Origin of the sequence: Blastococcus sp. TF02-09 (assembly GCF_003319105.1) — a bacterium.
In the GTDB taxonomy this organism is placed as follows: Bacteria; Actinomycetota; Actinomycetes; order Mycobacteriales; family Geodermatophilaceae; genus Blastococcus.
Genome location: NZ_QOHH01000003.1, coordinates 270,060 through 287,602 on the forward strand (window position 1 = coordinate 270,060; position 17,543 = coordinate 287,602).

A 17,543-nucleotide genomic window follows, 5' to 3' on the forward strand; every position below is an offset into this window, starting at 1 on the left:
CGGGCAGGTGTCCTACCTCCGTCACCGTTCGACGGAGGGAAGCCCACCATGCGCAGGTTGGTCGTCACGCAGAACATCACGCTCGACGGCTCGATCGAGATGATCGGCGACTGGTTCGACCCGCAGGCCGACGCCTCCGACCAGCTCGCGGAGGTGCGCCGCCAGGACGAGACCGCCGACGCGCTGCTGCTGGGCCGGCAGACCTTCGAGGACTTCCGCGGCTACTGGCCGCTGCAGACCGACGACCCGACCGGCATCTCGGCCTACCTGGACCAGGTGCAGAAGTACGTCGTGTCCTCGACCCTGCCCGATCCGGGCTGGGAGCCGACGACGGTGCTGGGCGGGGACGTCGTCGCGGCGGTGCGCGAGCTCACGGAGCAGCCGGGTCAGGACGTCGTCGTCACCGGCAGCATCACGCTCACCCACGCGCTGATCGCGGCCGGCCTGGTCGACGAGTACCGCCTGTTCACCCATCCCGTCGTGCAGGGGCGCGGCCGTCGGCTGTTCCCCGACGGCGTCGAGGTGCCGCGGCTGCGCCGGCTGGACGCGAAGGCCTTCGGCAACGGCGTCACGTACGCCGCCTGGGCGCCGGCCTGCTAGGCGGGCAGGTGCGCGGCCACCTCGGCGGCGGCCTCGTCCCCGAAGGCCTCGGCGAACCGGCTCAGGAAGCTCTCCCGCGGCAGGTCGTACTCCTGCGTGCCGATGACCTCCACGGCGGCGGTGGCGACGGCGGAGCCCAGCTGGGTGGCGCGCTCCAGGCTCAGGCCCCACGTGCGGCCGGCGATGAACCCGGCCCGCAGCGCGTCGCCGCCGCCGGTGGGCTCGACCGGCTTGGTCTCCGGGACGGCGATGACCGAGATGGGCTCCTCGCCCGCGCGGCGCACCAGAATGCCGTCGGCGGCACGCGTGGTCACCCAGGTGCCCACCCGGGCCAGCACCTCGGCGTCGGTCCAGCCGGTCTTCTGCAGCAGCAGCGCGGCCTCGTACTCGTTGGTGAACAGGAGCTCGGCGCCGTCGACGAGGTCGCGGATCATCTCGCCGTCGGCCCAGGCCAGCTGCTGGCTCGGGTCGGCGGCGAAGGGGTAGCCGCGCTCCCGGCACTCGTGGGTGTGCCGCACCATCGCAGTCGGGTCATTGGGGCCGATGACGACGAGGTCGAGGTCCCCGATGCGGGCGGCGACCGGCGCCAGCTCGATCTGCGAGGCCTCGCTCATGGCGCCCGAGTAGAACGACGCGATCTGGTTGTTGGCCATGTCGGTCGTGCAGACGAAGCGGGCCGTGTGCTTGAGCTCCGACCAGTGCACGCTCGCGGTGTCCACGCCGTGCCGGCTGAGCCATGCCTCGTAGTCAGCGAAGTCGTTGCCGACGGCGCCGACGAGCACCGGCCCCAGGCCCAGCAGGCCCAGGCCGTAGGCCATGTTGGCGCCGGCCCCGCCCCGGTGCTGGACCAGGTCGTCGACCAGGAAGGAGAGCGAGACGTTCTCCATCTGCCCCTCGACGAACTGCTCGGTGAACTTCCCGGGGAAGGTCATGAGGTGGTCGGTGGCGATGGACCCGGTGACGACGACGGGCACGGGCTGCTCCTGGGGGGATGGCTCCGGAGGGGCACGGGCCCCCGGCTCGCGGGCGGGCCTGGGTGACGGAGGGGTGAACGGAGGGGGTCGAGCACCGGACAGAGTAGGCGCCGCCCCGACCGCAGGAGGCCCCGAGGTGCCCCGCTGCACCCGCACGGTGCCCGGTCAGCGCGTTCCGGGTGCCTCCGGCCCGGCCAGCTCCGAGCGCAGCCACCACCCCAGCTGCACCGTTGCCGCGGCGCCGAGGAGCGCACCGACCGCGGACCCGCTGGTCACCGTCAGCACGTCGCCGTCGACCCCGCGCACCTCCAGACCGGAGACCACGGCGGCGCCGCCGAGCGTGAGGGCGGTCATGACCACGCGGGTGGGGCGCTCCCACAGCGAGATGGGGCCGGTGCGGTCCACGCCGGCCTGCCCGGCCCGGGCCCGCACGTAGTCCGGCAGCCAGCACAGCGCACCGAACACGACCACCAGCCAGCCGGGAGCGCCGGCGGCCCACAGCGCACCGGCGTAGGCGACCTCGGTGAGCCGGTCGACCACCGAGTCGAGCACGAACCCGCGCTGCGAGGCCCGCCCGGCGCCGATGGCCAGGGCACCGTCGAGGCTGTCGAACAGTCCCGACAGGCCCACCAGGAGCGCGGCGGCGATCAGCCAGGCGCCCCCGGCGGCGGCCGGGGCGACGGCAGCCCCGGCGACGACGAGGCCACCCGCGGTCGCGACGATGGGCGGCAGCCCCGCCAGCGGCCGGGCGAGGGTGTGCGCGAGGGTCAGCCACCCCCGCACGAGGGGCGACGACGTGTCGGCGTCGCCGTGCCAGCGCGACCACGCCGCCAGGTACTCGTCCCGGTTCAGCACCGCGTCCCCTCCCCCGCGCCGTGGATCCGGGCACTGGCGCCGGGCTCCCGAGGAGGGACAGTAGGGGGATGCTGGCCGGCCTCTCCCCTGCGCGCCGACGCGTCGTTCTCGTCGTGATTGCCCTGGTGCTCGCCGGCGCGGTGGTCCTGGGCGTCGTGCTGGTGCAGCGGACGTCGGCCGGCGAGGCGGAGCCGGCCGCGCAGGACCGGCTCGGCCCGGTGCTGCTCGTGCCCGGCTACGGCGGCGCCACCGGGGCGCTGCAGACCCTCGCCGACCGGCTCGCGGCGTCCGGGCGCGACGCCACCGTGGTCGACCTCCCCGGCGACGGCACCGTCGACCTCGCCGCGGCGGCCGACGTCCTGGACGCCGCGGCGACCGCGGTGCTGGCGCGCACCGGGGACCCCGCCGTGGACGTCGTCGGCTACTCGGCCGGCGGGGTCGTGGCCCGGCTCTGGATCGCCGACGGCGGCGCCGACGTGGTCCGCCGAGTCGTCACGCTGGGCTCCCCGCACCACGGGACCGAACTCGCCGGGCTGGCCGCGTCCCTGGCGCCCTCCCAGTGCCCGGTCGCCTGCCGCCAGCTGGCTCCGGGCAGCGAGCTGCTCGCGGCGCTGAACGACGGTGACGAGACGCCGGCGGGGCCCAGCTGGGTGTCCATCTGGACGACCCTCGACCGGACGGTGACCCCGCCGGACAGCGCCCGGCTCGACGGCGCGCTCGAGCTGCCGGTCCAGTCCGTCTGCGCCGATTCGAGGGTGGGGCACGGCGAGCTCCCGCGCGACCGGCTGGTGCAGCAGATGGTGCTCGCCGAGCTCGCGGCCGGTGCACCCGTGGAGCTCGGCCCGGCCGACTGCGCCCGCTTGAGCTAGCTGGTGACGTCCTTGGTGGTGAAGTTCGCCCACGCCGCGGCCAGCAGCACCCCGACGTAGACACCCTGCAGCGCCAGGCCGCGGGTGAGGTCCCGCCACTGGATCGGGTCGCGGAAGAGGTCGACGAAGGCCAGCCAGTAACCGGGTGGGCAGGTAGGGCGCGATCGGCGAGGCGGCGTCCAGGGTGAACAGCAGCGATGACGTGACCAGGACCGCGAGCGCGCCCATGGTGGCCGTCAGCGGCGAGTCGGTGAGCGTGGAGAAGAACAGGCCGAACGCCGCGACCCCCAGCATCGACACCGCGACGTACCCGATGGCGAGGACCGTGCGCCCGGCGATCTGCTCCGACGTCAGCGAGGTGCCGGACACCGACGTCCCCCCGGTGGGCTGGGCCTCGAACAGCGTCGTCCCCACGAGGTAGCCGACGGCGGCGACGACGACCACCGTGACCGCGACGAACGCCAGGACGGCGACCAGCTTGGCCACCAGCAGCCGGGTGCGCCCGACCGGCCGGGCGAGCAGGTAGCGCAACGTCCCGGCCTGCGCCTCCCCGGCGACCGCGTCCCCGGCGATGACCGCCACCGCGATCGGCAGGAACAGCGGCAGCACGATCGCCAGGGCGGCCAGCGGGTAGAGCGACCCGTTGCGCAGGACGGCGGACAGGAATGGCGGCCCCTCGCCGGGGCGCGGCGCCAGGTCGGTGACGACCAGCAGCACCGCCACCAGCACCGGCAGGGCGTTGAGGACGGCGATGGTGCCCCACGTCCGCGGGCGCCGGAACATCTTGCGCAGCTCCACGGTGATCACCGCCGCGCCTCCAGCCGGTCGGAGCTCGTGCCCGCAGCGGCCAGCACCACCTGCTCGAGCGTCGGGCGGTCGAGGGCCAGCCCGGTCACCGGGATGCCGGCGCCCACGAGCAGGGCGTTGACCTCGGCGGGGTCGGCGCCCCGCACGACGAGCCGGTCCCCCTCCATGGCTGTGACCCGACCGTCCAGCAGGGCGCGCACCCGCTCGGGGGCGGGGCTGTGCACGACGGTCGAGCCGGTGGGGGCGACCAAGGTGGCGATCCGGTCCTGCAGCACCAGCCGGCCGCGGTCCAGCACGCCGACCCGCGAGCACAGCTGCTCCACCTCGGCGAGCAGGTGGCTGGACAGGAAGATCGTCGTCCCGCCGCGGTGCAGGTCCAGCAGCAGCTCGCGGATCTCGGAGATGCCCTGCGGGTCCAGGCCGTTGGTCGGCTCGTCGAGCACGAGCAGCTCGGGACGGCGGAGCAGCGCACCGGCCAGCCCGAGCCGCTGCCGCATGCCGAGCGAGTAGGCCTTCACCGGCTTGCGCCCGGCACCGCCCAGCCCCACCTGGTCCAGCGCGGCGTCGACCCGGGCGCTGCGGGTGCGCCACGGCCCGCCGCGGCCCGAGGCGTCGAGCAGCCGCAGGTTCTCCCGCCCGGACAGGTGCCCGTAGGCGGCCGGCCCCTCGATCAGCGCACCCACCCGCGGCAGCACCCGGCGCCCGGCGCGCGGCATCCGGCCGCCCAGCAGCTCGATCTCCCCGCTCGTGGGCAGCACCAGGCCGAGCAGCATGCGCACGGTGGTGGTCTTGCCCGACCCGTTGGCGCCGAGGAAGCCGTAGACGTCCCCCTGCTGCACGTCGAGGTCGATGCCGTCCACGGCCCGCACCCGCCCGTACCGCTTGACCAGACCGCGGGTGCTGATGACGACGCTCACCGATCGGCCGCCACGGGCAGCTGGCCGGCGGCGGTGACCAGCGCGTCGAGGGTCACCGTGCCGGTGAGCACGTAGCGGCCGCGGCCGGGCGGATCCACCAGCATCAGGCCGACCGGACCGGCGGCGATCCGTGCGCCCGCCTCGTCGACGACGACGTCCGGGCTCTGCGCCAACGTGTCGTCCAGGGCGTTCGCCAGCTCCCTCGGGACCGGCGCGACGGCGAGCAGCGTGACACCGGACCCGTAGAGCCCGATCCCGGCCGGTGCTCCCTCGATCACCCGCCGCGGCAGGCCGGCGAGCTCGGCCGGCAGCGACACGAGGCGCACGCGGTCGCCGGCCTCGCGCAGCACCTCCGCCTGCCGCCCCTCCCGCACCGTCGCACCCGGCGGCGGCCGGAACGCGGTCACCTCCGCGGGTGGGACGGCGAGCTCGAGGTCCAGGAACCGGGTGTCCAGCGTCGGCCGGTCCGCGCCCTTCGCCACCACCTCGACCTGCAGCGGGAGCCCGCTGTCGCCGTCGACCCACACGTCGACCCGGCGGACGGAGGCGGCGGGCTCGGCGGGGGTGAGCCGGAGCCCGAGCGCGTCGCGGCCGGCCACCCGCCGCGCGCCGATCCGGGACAGCTCGGCGTCGGCCGCCTCGGAGAGCAGCCGCCGGCCCAGTGCAGGGGGCAGCAGGTCCGGCGCTGCGGGCAGCTCCAGGGGTGAGGCCGCCGTGCGGGTCGCCGTCGCCCGTTCGTACTCCCAGGTCCAGGTGCCCCGCCGGTCGCGGTGCACGCCCGTCTCGCCGGCGGTGGTGACGACGTCCACCCGGTGGTCGGTGGGGCCGCGCCACCAGACGCGCATCGTCGTCCGATCGCTGAACAGGTCGGCCACCGAGGTCAGCTGGTCGGTCACGGGCAGGGACAGCCCGCCCGCGGACTCCGCGTACCCGGAGTACCCGACCGACCCACTGGTCAGGACGGCGGCGCGCAGGTCGGGCGCGGAGATGTCGGTGTCCGAGGCGGGCAGCGCGCCGACGACCGCCGGGAGGGACACCAGGAGCGCGACGAGGGCCCCGACCGCGGCCCATCGCGGCGCGGCGGCGCGCCCCCGGTCCGACATGGGCGCCACGGTACGTCCGCCGCGGTCCACCGCGGCGGCTTCCGGAACTCCTCACCAGCGCCTCCCCCGCCGTCCCGAGCCTGCGCACGGGTCCGCTGTCCTCTTGCCAACGCATGCATTCGAACATATGATCGAACACATGCGCACGGGGAACCCGCCGACGGCCTGGTACACGGAGGCCTGCCGCCGCGCCCGTGCGGCGGACCGGCGACGCCGCGCGCACACGGACTCCGACGCATGGCCGGAGCTCGCACCACCGGTCCCTCTCTCCGACGGGCCGCTCGGCGAGATCCAGGCGGCGGACCGCGAGATCGCCCGGCTGACGGCGGTGCGGGCACGGGCGGTGTCCCGGTTCGCCGCCGCCCGTCCGGCCACGGTTGACCGGGCACAGGGCGAGCCGGGCGCCATGAGCGCCGAGCGCTGGGCCGCCCGGCCGGAGGCGCTGCGCCAGGTCAGCGAGTGGGCGGCGCAGGAACTCGTGGTAGCGCTCTCGCTGAGCTCACCGGCCGCCGAGACGCTGCTGAGCCGGTCGCTCGACCTCGTGCACCGGCTGCCCGGGACGCTGGCCGCGCTCGAGGCCGGAGCGCTCCACCCCGGACACCTCTGGACGATGCTGGACAAGGTCGCCCCGATCGAGGACGCCGTCATCCGTGCGGAGGTCGAGGCCACGCTGCTGCGGTGGTCCGCAGGCCGGGTCGTGGCCCCGCCGCAGCTGAACCGCAAGGCGCTGCGCGAGGTGACCCGCCGCGATGTCCGTGCGGCCGCCCGGCGACTGGAGAAGGCACTGCTGCAGCGCGGCATCTACCTCCGGGCCGACGGAACCGACGGCATGGCCACGCTGACGGTCGTCGCGACGATGCCCGAGGCGCAGGCGCTGCACCGGGCGCTGGTCGCCTGCGCCGAGGCGCTCACCCAGGACGACGATCCCCGGACGCGTGGGCAGAAGATGCTCGACTGCCTCCTCGAGCTGGTGCTGCGTCCCGGCGAGACCGATCTGCCTCCGGTGCAGGTGCTGCTGACCGTGGTGGCCTCGATCGCCACGCTGACCGGTGGTGACGAGCCCGGCGAGGTCGACGGCCAGGTGGTTCCCGCCGAGATGGTGCGCCAGCTGCTCGCCGCCCTGACGGGCATGGGCCTGGGCCGCCCCGCCGGAACCACGACCGATGCGGACGGCGCCGACCCCGACGGCACCCACCCGGACGGCACCGACTCTCTCGACACCGGTGCGGCAGGCACCACCGATGACGGCACCGATCCGGCCGGCGCTCGCCTGGACGGCACCGACGCGGACGGCCTCTACCCGGACGGCACCGATCCTGACGGCACGCACCCGGACGGCCCCGATGCGAACGGCCCCGGTGCTGCGCCGGAGGCGTGCCCAGCGGCCGGTCCGAGCTGGGAAGAGCGCGAGCAGCAGGAACTGGCGAGCTGGTGGGCCGAGATGGAGCGGCGGGTCCTCTCTGGCGAACTGGGCGATCCGGACCCCGACGCCGGCCCGCCCTCCCCGGACCACCTCAGCTCCGAGATGCCGGACGTGGGCGGATGGGACGACGCGGACCCGCCCGGGCCACCGGGAAGGCGAGCGCAGGCCCCGGAGCCCGCACCATCCGCCGATGCCCGGTCGTGGGCGACGGCGGACCGAGCGCTGGACGACGCCGGGCACGCCGTGGAGGACGCTCGCCGCACCGTGGCCCGCGCCGAACGCGCCGTCCACGCCGCAGCCGCAGCCGACGCGGCGGACGAGGACGCCTGGACGGCCGGCCCGGCAGGACGCGTGACGCGGGCCGAGGACGCCGTCGCGGCACTCGAGGCGGCCACCGACGCACAACGGGGGCTGCTTGCCGACCTGCTGGCGACGGCCGGCGGAGGCGGACTGGCCGACCGTCCGCGCATCGCCCTCGTCGATGCGCTCTCCGGGGCACTGGTCGCGCTCAGCGACCTCCCGGGCCTGCGACGGGCGGGCAGCTGCGGCCGGGCAGCGTGCCGTCGGCCCGGAGCGGGCTGCAGCCACGATCTCGGCGACCGCCCGGGGCTCGGCCCGCCCGGCCCCACGAATGGCTACCGGCCCGCGGCAGAACTCGACCGCTTCGTACGCGCCCGCGACAGGCGCTGCAGGTTCCCGGGCTGCGGTCGACGCGTGCCCCGGGGCGGAGAGCTCGACCACAGCGTCGCCCACCCGATGGGCGCGACCGGCGCCGCCAACCTCGTCGGCTACTGCACCACCCACCACCGCGGCAAGCATCAGGCGCCGGGGTGGGTGCACCGGCTCGATGCGGACGGCACGTTGACCGTCACCACCCCGACCGGGTTGGTCGCCGTCACCACTCCCCCGCCCTACTGACCCCCGAGACACCGGACTCACCCCCGCCCGGCCGTACTGACCCGGGGACGGCGTCGGGTGCCCGGCTCGGGACGCAGCTCACGCGTGCACCGGGGCGCTGCTGGCTATCCCCGGCCCATGGCTGCCCCGATCAGTGACGCCGTCGTCGTGGACGTCCTCCGCCGGGTCGACCGGCTCGCCACCCCGCTGGCCGAGCGGCTCGGCCGCCCGCCGGAGCTACCGCAGGCCGAGCGGGACCGGTGGTGGGCCGACCGGGTGACCCGCGTCGCCGCGGTCGTGTCCGCCGCGCCCCGCTTCGCCGGCAAGGTCGCCGACCTGCTCCCCCTGCAGAACACGGTGGGCACCGCGGTGCAGTCGATCGTCGTCCTCGGCGTTGCCGGTGAGCACGACGTCACCGACCCCGCCGAGCGGGTGTCCCTGCTCGCCCGCGTCCTGCTCGACCGCGACCTGTCACCCGCGACGGTTGGCCCCCTGCTCACCCGGACCCGCGGCACCTACCGCGGCGAGGCGTTCGGCGCCCCCGGGGAGCGCCGGGGCGTGCTCGGCCCGGTGCGGACCGTGTGGCGGGTCGCCCGGCTGCTGGCCCGGATCGACGACGTCCTCGACTCCCGGCCCAAGGGCAAGCTGCGCCACCGGGCGCTGTCGAACATCCCGGTGGTCGGTGTGGCCGGCGGCTACGCGGCCGAGCGCGAAGGTCTGCGGAAGGCAGCCGCGGAGGCCGCGGCGGTCCTCGCCGGCCGGGTCACCCCGCGGTCGTGACCGACCGGCCGGGTCAGCCCGCGGTCGTGACCGACGGGGTGCCGACCAGGTTGGCGTGCACCTCGCGCGTCGCCGTCGACCGGTTCATGGTGATGAAGTGGATGCCGGGCACGCCCTCGTCCAGCAGGGTGCGGCACAGCTCGGTGGCCACCTCCACCCCGTAGGCGCGCACGGCCGCCTTGTCCTCGGGCCGATCGCCGTCGAGGGCCTCGAACCGTTCGGCCAGCTCGGCGGGGAACGCCTGACCCGACAGCTGCACGATGCGCTTGATCTGCCGCGCGTTGGTCACCGGCATGACCCCGGCGATGATCGGGACGTCGCAGCCCCGCTCGGTCACCCGGTCGCGCATGCGCAGGTAGTCGTCGGCCCGGAAGAACATCTGGGTGATCGCGAAGTCCGCGCCCGCCCGGCACTTGGCCACGAACATGTCGGCGTCGCTGTCGAAGTCCGGTGACCGCGGGTGCCGCTCCGGAAAGGCCGCAACGCCCACGGAGAAGTCGCCCATGGACTTGATCAGCGCGACGAGCTCGGCGGCGTAGGACAGCCCCTCCGGGTGGGCGACCCACTCGGCCTGCGGGTCCGCACCCGGCGGGTCCCCGCGCAGGGCGATGATGTTGCGCACCCCGGCCGCGGCCAGCCGGCTGACCACGTGCCGCAGCTCGGCGATGCTGTGGTCGACGGCGGTCAGGTGCGCCAGGGGCGTCATCGTCGTCTCGGTCGCGATCCGCTCGGTCACCGAGACCGTGCCCTCGCGGGTGCTGCCGCCGGCACCGTAGGTCACCGACACGAACGAGGGCTGCAGCCGCTCGAGCTCGCGCAGGGCGCTCCACAGCTGCTGCTCGCCCTCCGGGGTCTTCGGCGGAAAGAACTCGAAGGACCAGGTCGGCCGCTCCGAGGCCAGCAGCTCACGCACGGTCTGGGTCACGGTCATCGAGAGTACGGACGGCCGGCCACCACGTCCCGGCCGACCGCATCCACGCGGGGGCGTGGCGGCGAAGAGGAGGAGCCGAGCACCCGGAAGGAGCCTTCGTGAACGGCAGCACCCGCTCTCCCCTGGCCGGTCGGCCGCGCACTGCTGGATGGGGCGATACTGGTCCGATGACGCCGCAGGGGACGACCGCCCTCCCGGCCCCCGCGCTCGCCGCGGCCGATCTCGACCGCCTGCGCGCCGCGGTGTCGGCGTCGTTGACCGAGTTCCTCGAGCGGCAGCGCACCACGCTGGCGGGGATGGCCGCGGGCCTGGCCCCGGTCGTCGACGAGGTCGCCGCGCTGGCCGCCGGCGGCAAGCGGCTGCGCCCCTCCTTCGCCTACTGGGGCTGGCGGGGTGCCCGCGACACCGGCCCGGGGACCGGCGAGGACGACGCCGCGGTGCTGCGCGCGGTCTCCGCCCTGGAGTTCGTGCACGCCAGCGCGCTCGTGCACGACGACGTCATGGACGGCGCCGCGACCCGCCGCGGCCGCCCGGCCACCCACATCGGCTTCGCCGCCCGGCACGCCGCCGACGCCCTCAGCGGCGACGGCGACCTGTTCGGCACGGGCGCGGCGATCCTGGTCGGCGACCTGGCCCTGGTCTGGTCCGACGAGTTGCTCCGCTGCTCCGGCATCTCCGAGGGCGCGCTGAGCCGGGCGCGGGCGGTCTGGGACACCATGCGCACCGAGGTCACCGCCGGCCAGTACCTCGACCTGCTCCGGGCGGCCGGCGGCCTGCCCGGCCCCGAGGGGGCGCTCACCGTCGCCCGCTACAAGAGCGCCGGCTACACCGTCCAGCGGCCCCTGCAGCTCGGCGTCGCCATCGCCGGCGCGGGCCCCCGCGTCGTCGAGGCCACTACCGCCATCGGCTTGCCGCTGGGCGAGGCGTTCCAGCTGCGCGACGACGTCCTCGGGGTCTTCGGCGACCCCGCCGTCACCGGCAAGTCCGCCGACGACGACCTGCGCGAGGGCAAGCAGACCCTGCTCATCGCCCTGGCCGAGGAGGAAGCGGACGCCGCCGGCCGCCGGCTGCTCGACGAGCTGCTCGGCAACGCCGCAGCGCGCGAGGAGGACTTCGACGCCCTCCGCGGGCTGATCGAGGACACCGGCGCCCGCGACCGGGTCGAGGAGCGCATCGCCCAGAGCACCGCCCGGGCACGCGCCGCCATCGCCGACGCCCCGCTGGCCGACGACGCCAAGGCCGCCCTCGACGCGCTCGCCGTCGCCGCGACCAGCCGCACCGCCTGACGTGCGGACCGTTCCCGGACCCACCGACCGCGTCGTCGTCGTCGGCGCCGGCCTGGCAGGGCTCGCGACGGCGCTGCGGCTGCGCGGCGCCGGCCGCGAGGTCACCGTCGTCGAGCGGGGCATGCACCCCGGCGGCCGCGCCGGGCGGATCGAGTCGCACGGCTACGCCCTGGACACCGGGCCGTCGGTGTTCACCGCGCCCGAGGTGCTCGACGACACCTTCGCCGCGGTCGGCGCGAAGACCGCCGACCGGCTGATCCTCACCCCGCTGGAGACCAGCTACCGGGCGCAGTTCGCCGACGGCAGCTCGCTCGACGTGCACGCCGCGCCGGACGCCTTCGCCGCGGAGGTCGCGCGGCTGTGCGGTCCCGCCGAGGCCGAGGCGCTGCGCCGCTACCTCGCCGACCTCGCCGAGCTCTACCGGCTGCAGCTGGCCACCTTCATCGACCGCAACCTGGACTCCCCGCTCGACCTGCTCGGACCGGAGCTGGTGCAGCTGGCCCGCCGCGGCGGATTCGGCCGGCTGTCCACCCACGTCGGGAAGTACTTCGCCGACGACCGGCTGCGCCGGCTGTTCAGCTTCCAGGCGCTCTACGCCGGGGTCTCCCCGTTCCGGGCCATCGCGGCCTACGCCGTCATCGCCCAGCTCGACATCGGCGCCGGCGTCTGGCACCCCGAGGGCGGGATCGGGGCGGTGCCCCGGGCGCTGGCCGCCGCGGCCGCCGACGCCGGCGTCGAGTTCCGCTACGGGGCGAGCGTGACCGCGCTGCCCACCTCGGGACGGCGGGTGAGCGGGGTGCAGCTGGCCGACGGCGAGGTGCTGCCCGCCGACGCCGTCGTCGTCACCAGCGACGCGCCCTGGCGGCTGGTGCCCGGCGTGCCCGCTCCCCGCCGGCCGGTGTGGTCACCGTCGTGCGTGGCGCTGCACGTCGGGGTGCGCGACGAGCTGCCCGGCCAGGCGCACCACACCATCAGCTTCGGTGCGTCGTGGCAGCAGGTGTTCGACGAGCTCACCCGCGACGGCCGCCCGATGAGCGACCCCAGCCTGCTGATCAGCATGCCGTCGGTCACCGACCGCACGCTGGCACCCGAGGGCGGCCAGGTGGTCAGCGTCGTGGCCCCCACCCCGAACCTCGACCCGCGCAGCGGCGGCAATCCCACCCTGGACTGGGCGACCCTCGGCCCGCGCTACCGCGAGGAGCTGCTGGCCACGCTGGACGCGCGCGGCTGGACCGGGATCGCCGACGCGATCGAGGTCGAGCACATGGACACCCCGCTGACCTGGGCCGAGCAGGGCATGGCCGCGGGCACGCCGTTCGCCCTGGCGCACACCTTCGGCCAGACCGGCCCCTTCCGGCCCTCGACCCTGCCGCGGCGCGGGCCGGAGAACGTGGTGCTCGCCGGGTCCTCCGTGCAGCCCGGGGTCGGCGTGCCGATGGTGCTGATCAGCGGCCGGCTGGCCGCCGAGCGCATCACCGGACCGGTGGCGCGATGACGCTGGTGCACCCCCCGGGCACGCAGGCGGCCCGGCAGCAGCAGCTCGCCGCGGCCTACGCGCACTGCGCGGCGATCGCGGCCGAGCACGGCAAGAGCTACTTCCTGGCCACCCGGCTGCTCACCCCGGACCGGCGTCCAGCGGTGCACGCGCTGTACGCGGCCGCCCGCACCGCCGACGACCTCGTCGACCTGCCCGGCGCCGATCCGGTGGGCGACCTCACCGAGTGGTCGCGCGCGGTGCTCGCGGAGCTGGCCACCGGCTGGTCGGAGGACCCGGTCCGGCTGGCCCTGGTGCACACCTACCGCCGCTACGGCATCGGCGTCGACCACCTCGTCGACTTCCTCGCCGCGATGACCAGCGACCTCGACGTCGACTCCTACGCCGACCTGGCCGCGCTCGACCGATACATGTGGGGCTCGGCGTCGGTGATCGGGCTGCAGGTGCTGCCCGTCCTCGGCACCGCGCCCGGCGTGACCCGCGAGGAGGCCGCGCCGCACGCCATCGCCCTGGGCGAGGCCTTCCAGCTCACCAACTTCCTGCGCGACGTCGCCGAGGACGTCGACCGCGGGCGGGTGTACCTCCCCGCCGACCTCATGGCCGCGCACGGCGTCACCCGGGAGCAGCTCGCCGAGAAGCGGCACTCCCCCGGCTTCGCGGCGCTGATGCGGGAGATGGTGGCGATCACCCGCCGCCGGTACGACGACGCCGCGCCCGGCACGCCGATGCTCGCGGCGGAGTCCCGCGACTGCGTGCGGGCCGCGACCGACCTGTACGGCGGCATCCTCCGCGAGATCGAGCGGGCGGACTACCGGGTGCTCGACGGGCGGGTGTCGGTCTCCCGGCCCCGGCGCCTGGCGGTGTTCGCCCGCCGGTTGACCGCCGCCCAGCTGGCCAGGGTGAGGGTGACCATGGCGAAGCCGAAGAGCAGGTCCTCGACGGGGGCGTAGGCGATCCGCGGCCCCCAGATCGCCTGCTCGTCGTAGACCACGACGTCCAGGCCGGTGAGCACGCCGTTCATCAGCAGCTGGAAGGTCACGATGATCGCGTAGGCGGTCCAGAAGACCTTCCGGGTGACCATGCGGGTCCGGTAGACGGCCAGGTCCACCACCAGGACGGCGACCACCGAGACCACCGCCAGGGCGCTGTAGCTCACGCGTCGGCCTCCTCGCGCGGATAGCCGGGGTCCCAGCCGGTGACGCGGCGCACCGCCTCCAGCGCCAGCACCGAGCACAGCGGGACGACGAGGAAGAACAGCACCTCCTCCACCGGGATGCCGCCGGGCAGCCGGACGTCGAGGGTGCGCACCGGGGAGTAGTCCCAGTGGCCCTGGCTGATCGCGTAGAGCACCCAGCCGATGAAGACCGCGAGCTCCGGCACGATCGCGAGCAGGAAGCGCCGCCACCGCGCGTAGACCCGCACGCGGAGCACCAGCTCCAGGGGCGCGGTCACGACCAGGCACCCGGCGAGCAGCCCGAGGTAGGTCAGCTGCTCCACGGCGGTTCCTCCCCGGCCGGCGACGTCAGAACGCCAGGGCCTGCGCCCGGCGGGTGACCTCGGTGTGCCGGTCGTCGCGCAGCGCCTGCACCGGCGTGCCGGGCAGCGTCTCGTCCTCCCGGAACAGCCAGGCGAAGGCGTCCTCGTCGGAGTAGCCGCCGTCCCTGAGCACGGTGAGCAGCCCGGGCAGGTGCTTGAGGATCACGCCGTCCTGCACGAACGCGGCTGGGATCTTGCCGTTGCCGCTGCCCGGGACGGCCATCAGCTTCCCGTCGCGCAGCAGCTGCCGGACGCGGTTCGGGGAGGTGCCGAGGAGCTGGGCGACCTCCGTGAGCGTCAACGTGTCCATAGGGTGCGACCCTATGGCGCCCCCACTCCCCGCGGACAGCCCGGTGCCGGGCCAGCGACGCCGCGCCGTCGGCGAGCCGACCCCCGAGGACGCCGGGCACGAGCCCCCGTTCCTCGACCTGCCCGCGCTCGAGGAGCGGGCCCGCGAGTTGCTCCCCGCCGACGTCTACGACTACTACGCCGGGGGCGCGGAGACCGAGACGACGCTGCGCGAGGCCCCCGGCTCCTGGCAGGCCTGGCGGCTGCGCCCCCGCGTGCTGACCGGCATCACCGCCGTTCCGCTCGCCACCGACCTGCTGGGCACCCCGGTCGGCTCCCCCATCGGCGTCGCCCCCTGGGCCTACCAGGGCATGGCACACCCCGACGGCGAGCTCGCCACCGCACGCGGCGCCGCTGCGGCCGGGTCGCTCATGACCGTCTCGACCAGCGCCACGCACGCGCTCGAGGAGGTGGCGGCCGAGCCCCCGGCGCGCCGAAGTGGTTCCAGCTCTACCGCCTGCACTCCTCCGCGCACACCGACGACCTCGCCCGCCGGGCGGGTGCGGCCGGCTACACCGCGCTGGTCCTGACCGTCGACCTGCCGCTGCTGGGCCGCCGGCGGCGCGACCTGGTGCACCGGTTCGCCCTGCCGGCCGGCCTCCGGATGGCCAACCATCCGGACGACGGCGACCGGCCCTCGCTGCAGGACCTGGCGACCGCGACCTGGACCTTCGACGACATCGCCCGCTTCGGCGACCTCTCCGGCCTGCCGGTCGTGGTCAAGGGCGTGCTCCGGGGCGACGACGCCGTCCGCTGCGTGCAGGCCGGCGCCTCGGCCGTCTGGGTGTCCACGCACGGCGGCCGGCAGGTCGACCCGGCGGTGGCCAGCGCGCACGCCCTGCCGGAGGTGGTCGAGGCCGTGGGCGAGGAGGTGGAGGTCTACGCCGACGGCGGGGTCCGCACCGGCTCCGACGTCCTCACCGCCCTCGCCCTGGGCGCCCGGGCGGTGTTCGTCGGCCGGCCCACGATCTGGGGGCTGGCCACCGGCGGTGCCGACGGCGTGGCCGGCGTCCTCACCGCGCTCGGCGAGGAGCTGGCGCACACCATGGCGCTGTGTGGCGTGGACGACGTCCGGTCGGTGCCCCGCGACACCGTGGTCCGCGCGCGATAACCTCGTGCCGGGCCGTGACTGGCGCGAAGAGGTGGGCAACCACCGGGGAGCGGTCCGCGACTTCCCTGCCGCGCGCCTGGGCGACCCTGTTGACGACGCCGGCCAGGAGACCCCCATGACCACTGCGCCCTCCACCTCCACCACGCCCTTCGACGCCGCGACGGCCTCGGACGCCTACCGCAGCGCCCTGGCGGTGATCGGCGCCGTCGAGCCGCGGGTCGCCGCCGCGATCGGCCAGGAGCTGACCGACCAGCGCGAGTCGCTCAAGCTGATCGCGAGCGAGAACTACGCCAGCCCGGCGGTGCTGCTCACCATGGGCAACTGGTTCAGCGACAAGTACGCCGAGGGCACCGTGGGCCACCGCTTCTACGCGGGCTGCCAGAACGTGGACACCGTCGAGTCGGTCGCCGCCGAGCACGCCCGCGAGCTGTTCGGCGCCCCCTACGCCTACGTCCAGCCGCACTCGGGCATCGACGCCAACCTGGTCGCCTTCTGGGCCGTCCTCGCCCAGCGGGTGGAGCTGCCGGCGCTGGAGAAGGCCGGCGCGAAGCACGTCAACGACCTCACCGACGCCGACTGGGCCACGCTGCGCCGCGCCCTGGGCGACCAGCGGATGCTCGGCATGTCCCTGGACGCCGGCGGGCACCTCACCCACGGCTTCCGGCCCAACATCAGCGGCAAGATGTTCGAGCAGTCCTCCTACGGGACCGACCCCTCCACCGAGCTGCTGGACTACGACGCCGTCCGCGCCCGCGCCCGCGAGTTCAAGCCGCTGATCATGATGGCCGGCTACTCCGCCTACCCGCGCCGGGTGAACTTCGCGACGATGCGCGAGATCGCCGACGAGGTCGGCGCCACCCTCGTGGTCGACATGGCGCACTTCGCCGGCCTCGTGGCGGGCAAGGTGCTCACCGGCGACTTCGACCCGGTGCCGCACGCCCACGTCGTCACCAGCACCAGCCACAAGTCGCTGCGCGGCCCGCGGGGCGGGTTCGTGCTGGCCCAGCCCGAGTTCGCCGACGCCGTCGACCGCGGCTGCCCCATGGTGCTCGGCGGGCCGCTGCCGCACGTCATGGCTTCCAAGGCCGTCGCCTTCGCCGAGGCCCGCCAGCCCGCCTTCGCCGGCTACGCGCAGGCCGTCGCCGACAACGCGCAGAGCCTGGCCGAGGGCCTGACCAGCCGCGGCGCCCGGCTGGTCACCGGCGGCACCGACAACCACCTGGTGCTGCTCGACGTCACCGCCTTCGGCCTCACCGGGCGGCAGGCGGAGTCCGCGCTGCTGGACGCCGGCATCGTCACCAACCGCAACGCCATCCCGGCCGACCCGAACGGCGCCTGGTACACCTCCGGCGTCCGGCTGGGCACCCCGGCGCTCACCACCCGCGGGTTCGGCGCGGCCGAGTTCGACCGGACGGCGGAGCTGATCGTCGACGTCCTGACCGGCGCCACCCCGACCGCGACGCGGGACGGCGGCGTCTCCAAGGCCAAGTACGTGCTCACCGACGGCCTCGCCGACCGGACCCGTGCCGCCACCGCCGAGCTGCTCGCCGCCCACCCGCTCTACCCGGGCCTGGACCTCGCCTGATCCCGCGGCGACTGCCCGTGGGGCCG

Annotated in this window: 17 protein-coding genes, 2 pseudogenes and 1 riboswitch; of the genes and pseudogenes, 10 read left to right on the forward strand and 9 right to left on the reverse strand. The window is 75.4% G+C overall.

Annotated elements, in window-relative coordinates:
- Positions 1-48: 48 nt before the first annotated feature.
- Positions 49-600, forward strand: a complete 552-nt coding sequence (locus DQ239_RS06275) for a dihydrofolate reductase family protein (protein WP_113833547.1) — start codon at positions 49-51, stop codon at positions 598-600.
- Here the strand turns inward: DQ239_RS06275 and DQ239_RS06280 are convergent.
- Both DQ239_RS06280 and DQ239_RS06285 read right to left on the reverse strand, forming a co-directional pair.
- The gene (locus DQ239_RS06280; RefSeq protein WP_113833548.1) at positions 597-1,574 is read right to left on the reverse strand and encodes a carbohydrate kinase family protein; all 978 of its coding nucleotides are present in this window, start codon (positions 1,572-1,574) and stop codon (positions 597-599) included. The genes DQ239_RS06275 and DQ239_RS06280 overlap by 4 nt on opposite strands.
- Before the next feature lie 165 nt (positions 1,575-1,739).
- A complete protein-coding gene (locus DQ239_RS06285; protein ID WP_113833549.1) occupies positions 1,740-2,429 on the reverse strand; it encodes a CDP-alcohol phosphatidyltransferase family protein in 690 nt (229 codons plus the stop codon).
- 113 nt (positions 2,430-2,542) lie between these two features.
- Here DQ239_RS06285 and DQ239_RS06290 point away from each other — a divergent pair, with 113 nt between their 5' ends.
- Entirely contained in the window at positions 2,543-3,298 is a 756-nt protein-coding gene (locus DQ239_RS06290; RefSeq protein ID WP_233488819.1) for an alpha/beta fold hydrolase, read from the forward strand.
- 243 nt (positions 3,299-3,541) lie between these two features.
- On the opposite strand, the pseudogene DQ239_RS06295 reads toward DQ239_RS06290, so the two are convergent.
- The 3 genes and pseudogenes from DQ239_RS06295 to DQ239_RS06305 form a co-directional block, all read right to left on the reverse strand.
- Positions 3,542-4,081: pseudogene (locus DQ239_RS06295) on the reverse strand (ABC transporter permease); the annotation flags it as partial.
- A 20-nt stretch (positions 4,082-4,101) separates the two neighbouring features.
- Entirely contained in the window at positions 4,102-5,022 is a 921-nt protein-coding gene (locus tag DQ239_RS06300) for an ABC transporter ATP-binding protein (RefSeq protein ID WP_113833551.1), read from the reverse strand.
- Positions 5,019-6,125 carry a transcriptional regulator gene (locus DQ239_RS06305; RefSeq protein WP_113833752.1) on the reverse strand — a complete coding sequence of 369 codons (1,107 nt, stop codon included), beginning with the start codon at positions 6,123-6,125 and terminating at the stop codon, positions 5,019-5,021. The genes DQ239_RS06300 and DQ239_RS06305 overlap by 4 nt, the downstream gene beginning before the upstream one ends.
- A 139-nt stretch (positions 6,126-6,264) precedes the next feature.
- Between DQ239_RS06305 and DQ239_RS06310 the strand changes: the two genes are divergently transcribed.
- Together DQ239_RS06310 and DQ239_RS06315 are read left to right on the forward strand one after the other, a co-directional pair.
- Positions 6,265-8,466: an HNH endonuclease signature motif containing protein gene (locus tag DQ239_RS06310; RefSeq protein ID WP_199582719.1), complete on the forward strand. Its 2,202-nt coding sequence runs from the start codon at positions 6,265-6,267 to the stop codon at positions 8,464-8,466.
- Between the two features lie 117 nt (positions 8,467-8,583).
- The gene (locus tag DQ239_RS06315) at positions 8,584-9,225 is read left to right on the forward strand and encodes a hypothetical protein (protein ID WP_113833553.1); all 642 of its coding nucleotides are present in this window, start codon (positions 8,584-8,586) and stop codon (positions 9,223-9,225) included.
- 13 nt (positions 9,226-9,238) lie between these two features.
- Here DQ239_RS06315 and metF read toward each other — a convergent pair whose 3' ends face one another.
- Positions 9,239-10,150: a methylenetetrahydrofolate reductase [NAD(P)H] gene (gene metF, locus DQ239_RS06320; RefSeq protein WP_233488821.1), complete on the reverse strand. Its 912-nt coding sequence runs from the start codon at positions 10,148-10,150 to the stop codon at positions 9,239-9,241.
- 173 nt (positions 10,151-10,323) lie between these two features.
- Between metF and DQ239_RS06325 the strand changes: the two genes are divergently transcribed.
- Genes DQ239_RS06325 through DQ239_RS06335 form a run of 3 tightly spaced genes read left to right on the forward strand, consistent with a single transcriptional unit; the run spans position 10,324 to position 13,887 of the window.
- Complete coding sequence (locus tag DQ239_RS06325; RefSeq protein ID WP_113833555.1) at positions 10,324-11,442, forward strand: polyprenyl synthetase family protein; 1,119 nt, start codon at positions 10,324-10,326, stop codon at positions 11,440-11,442.
- A gap of 1 nt (position 11,443) precedes the next feature.
- On the forward strand, positions 11,444-12,937 hold the full coding sequence (gene crtI, locus DQ239_RS06330; RefSeq protein ID WP_113833556.1) for a phytoene desaturase family protein: 1,494 nt from the start codon (positions 11,444-11,446) through the stop codon (positions 12,935-12,937).
- Entirely contained in the window at positions 12,934-13,887 is a 954-nt protein-coding gene (locus DQ239_RS06335; RefSeq protein ID WP_113833557.1) for a phytoene/squalene synthase family protein, read from the forward strand. Before crtI ends, DQ239_RS06335 begins: the two co-directional genes overlap by 4 nt.
- Here the strand turns inward: DQ239_RS06335 and DQ239_RS21345 are convergent.
- From DQ239_RS21345 to DQ239_RS06350, 3 genes and pseudogenes are all read right to left on the reverse strand, one after another.
- A pseudogene (locus DQ239_RS21345) lies at positions 13,884-14,171 on the reverse strand (hypothetical protein); the annotation flags it as partial. The gene DQ239_RS06335 and the pseudogene DQ239_RS21345 sit on opposite strands and share 4 nt — an antisense overlap.
- The gene (locus tag DQ239_RS06345) at positions 14,090-14,434 is read right to left on the reverse strand and encodes a lycopene cyclase domain-containing protein (RefSeq protein ID WP_113833559.1); all 345 of its coding nucleotides are present in this window, start codon (positions 14,432-14,434) and stop codon (positions 14,090-14,092) included. The gene DQ239_RS06345 and the pseudogene DQ239_RS21345, both read right to left, overlap by 82 nt.
- A gap of 25 nt (positions 14,435-14,459) precedes the next feature.
- On the reverse strand, positions 14,460-14,783 hold the full coding sequence (locus tag DQ239_RS06350; protein ID WP_113833560.1) for an Rv2175c family DNA-binding protein: 324 nt from the start codon (positions 14,781-14,783) through the stop codon (positions 14,460-14,462).
- A 13-nt stretch (positions 14,784-14,796) separates the two neighbouring features.
- On the opposite strand from DQ239_RS06350, the gene DQ239_RS21155 reads away from it, so the two are divergent.
- The 3 genes from DQ239_RS21155 (at position 14,797) to DQ239_RS06360 (ending at position 17,517) form a co-directional block, all read left to right on the forward strand.
- Positions 14,797-15,351 carry an alpha-hydroxy-acid oxidizing protein gene (locus DQ239_RS21155; RefSeq protein WP_255411200.1) on the forward strand — a complete coding sequence of 185 codons (555 nt, stop codon included), beginning with the start codon at positions 14,797-14,799 and terminating at the stop codon, positions 15,349-15,351.
- Entirely contained in the window at positions 15,279-15,932 is a 654-nt protein-coding gene (locus DQ239_RS21160) for an alpha-hydroxy acid oxidase (protein ID WP_255411204.1), read from the forward strand. Before DQ239_RS21155 ends, DQ239_RS21160 begins: the two co-directional genes overlap by 73 nt.
- 4 nt (positions 15,933-15,936) lie before the next feature.
- Positions 15,937-16,021: riboswitch (ZMP/ZTP riboswitch) on the forward strand.
- A gap of 26 nt (positions 16,022-16,047) precedes the next feature.
- Positions 16,048-17,517, forward strand: a complete 1,470-nt coding sequence (locus DQ239_RS06360) for a glycine hydroxymethyltransferase (RefSeq protein WP_113833561.1) — start codon at positions 16,048-16,050, stop codon at positions 17,515-17,517.
- Positions 17,518-17,543 lie beyond the last annotated feature (26 nt).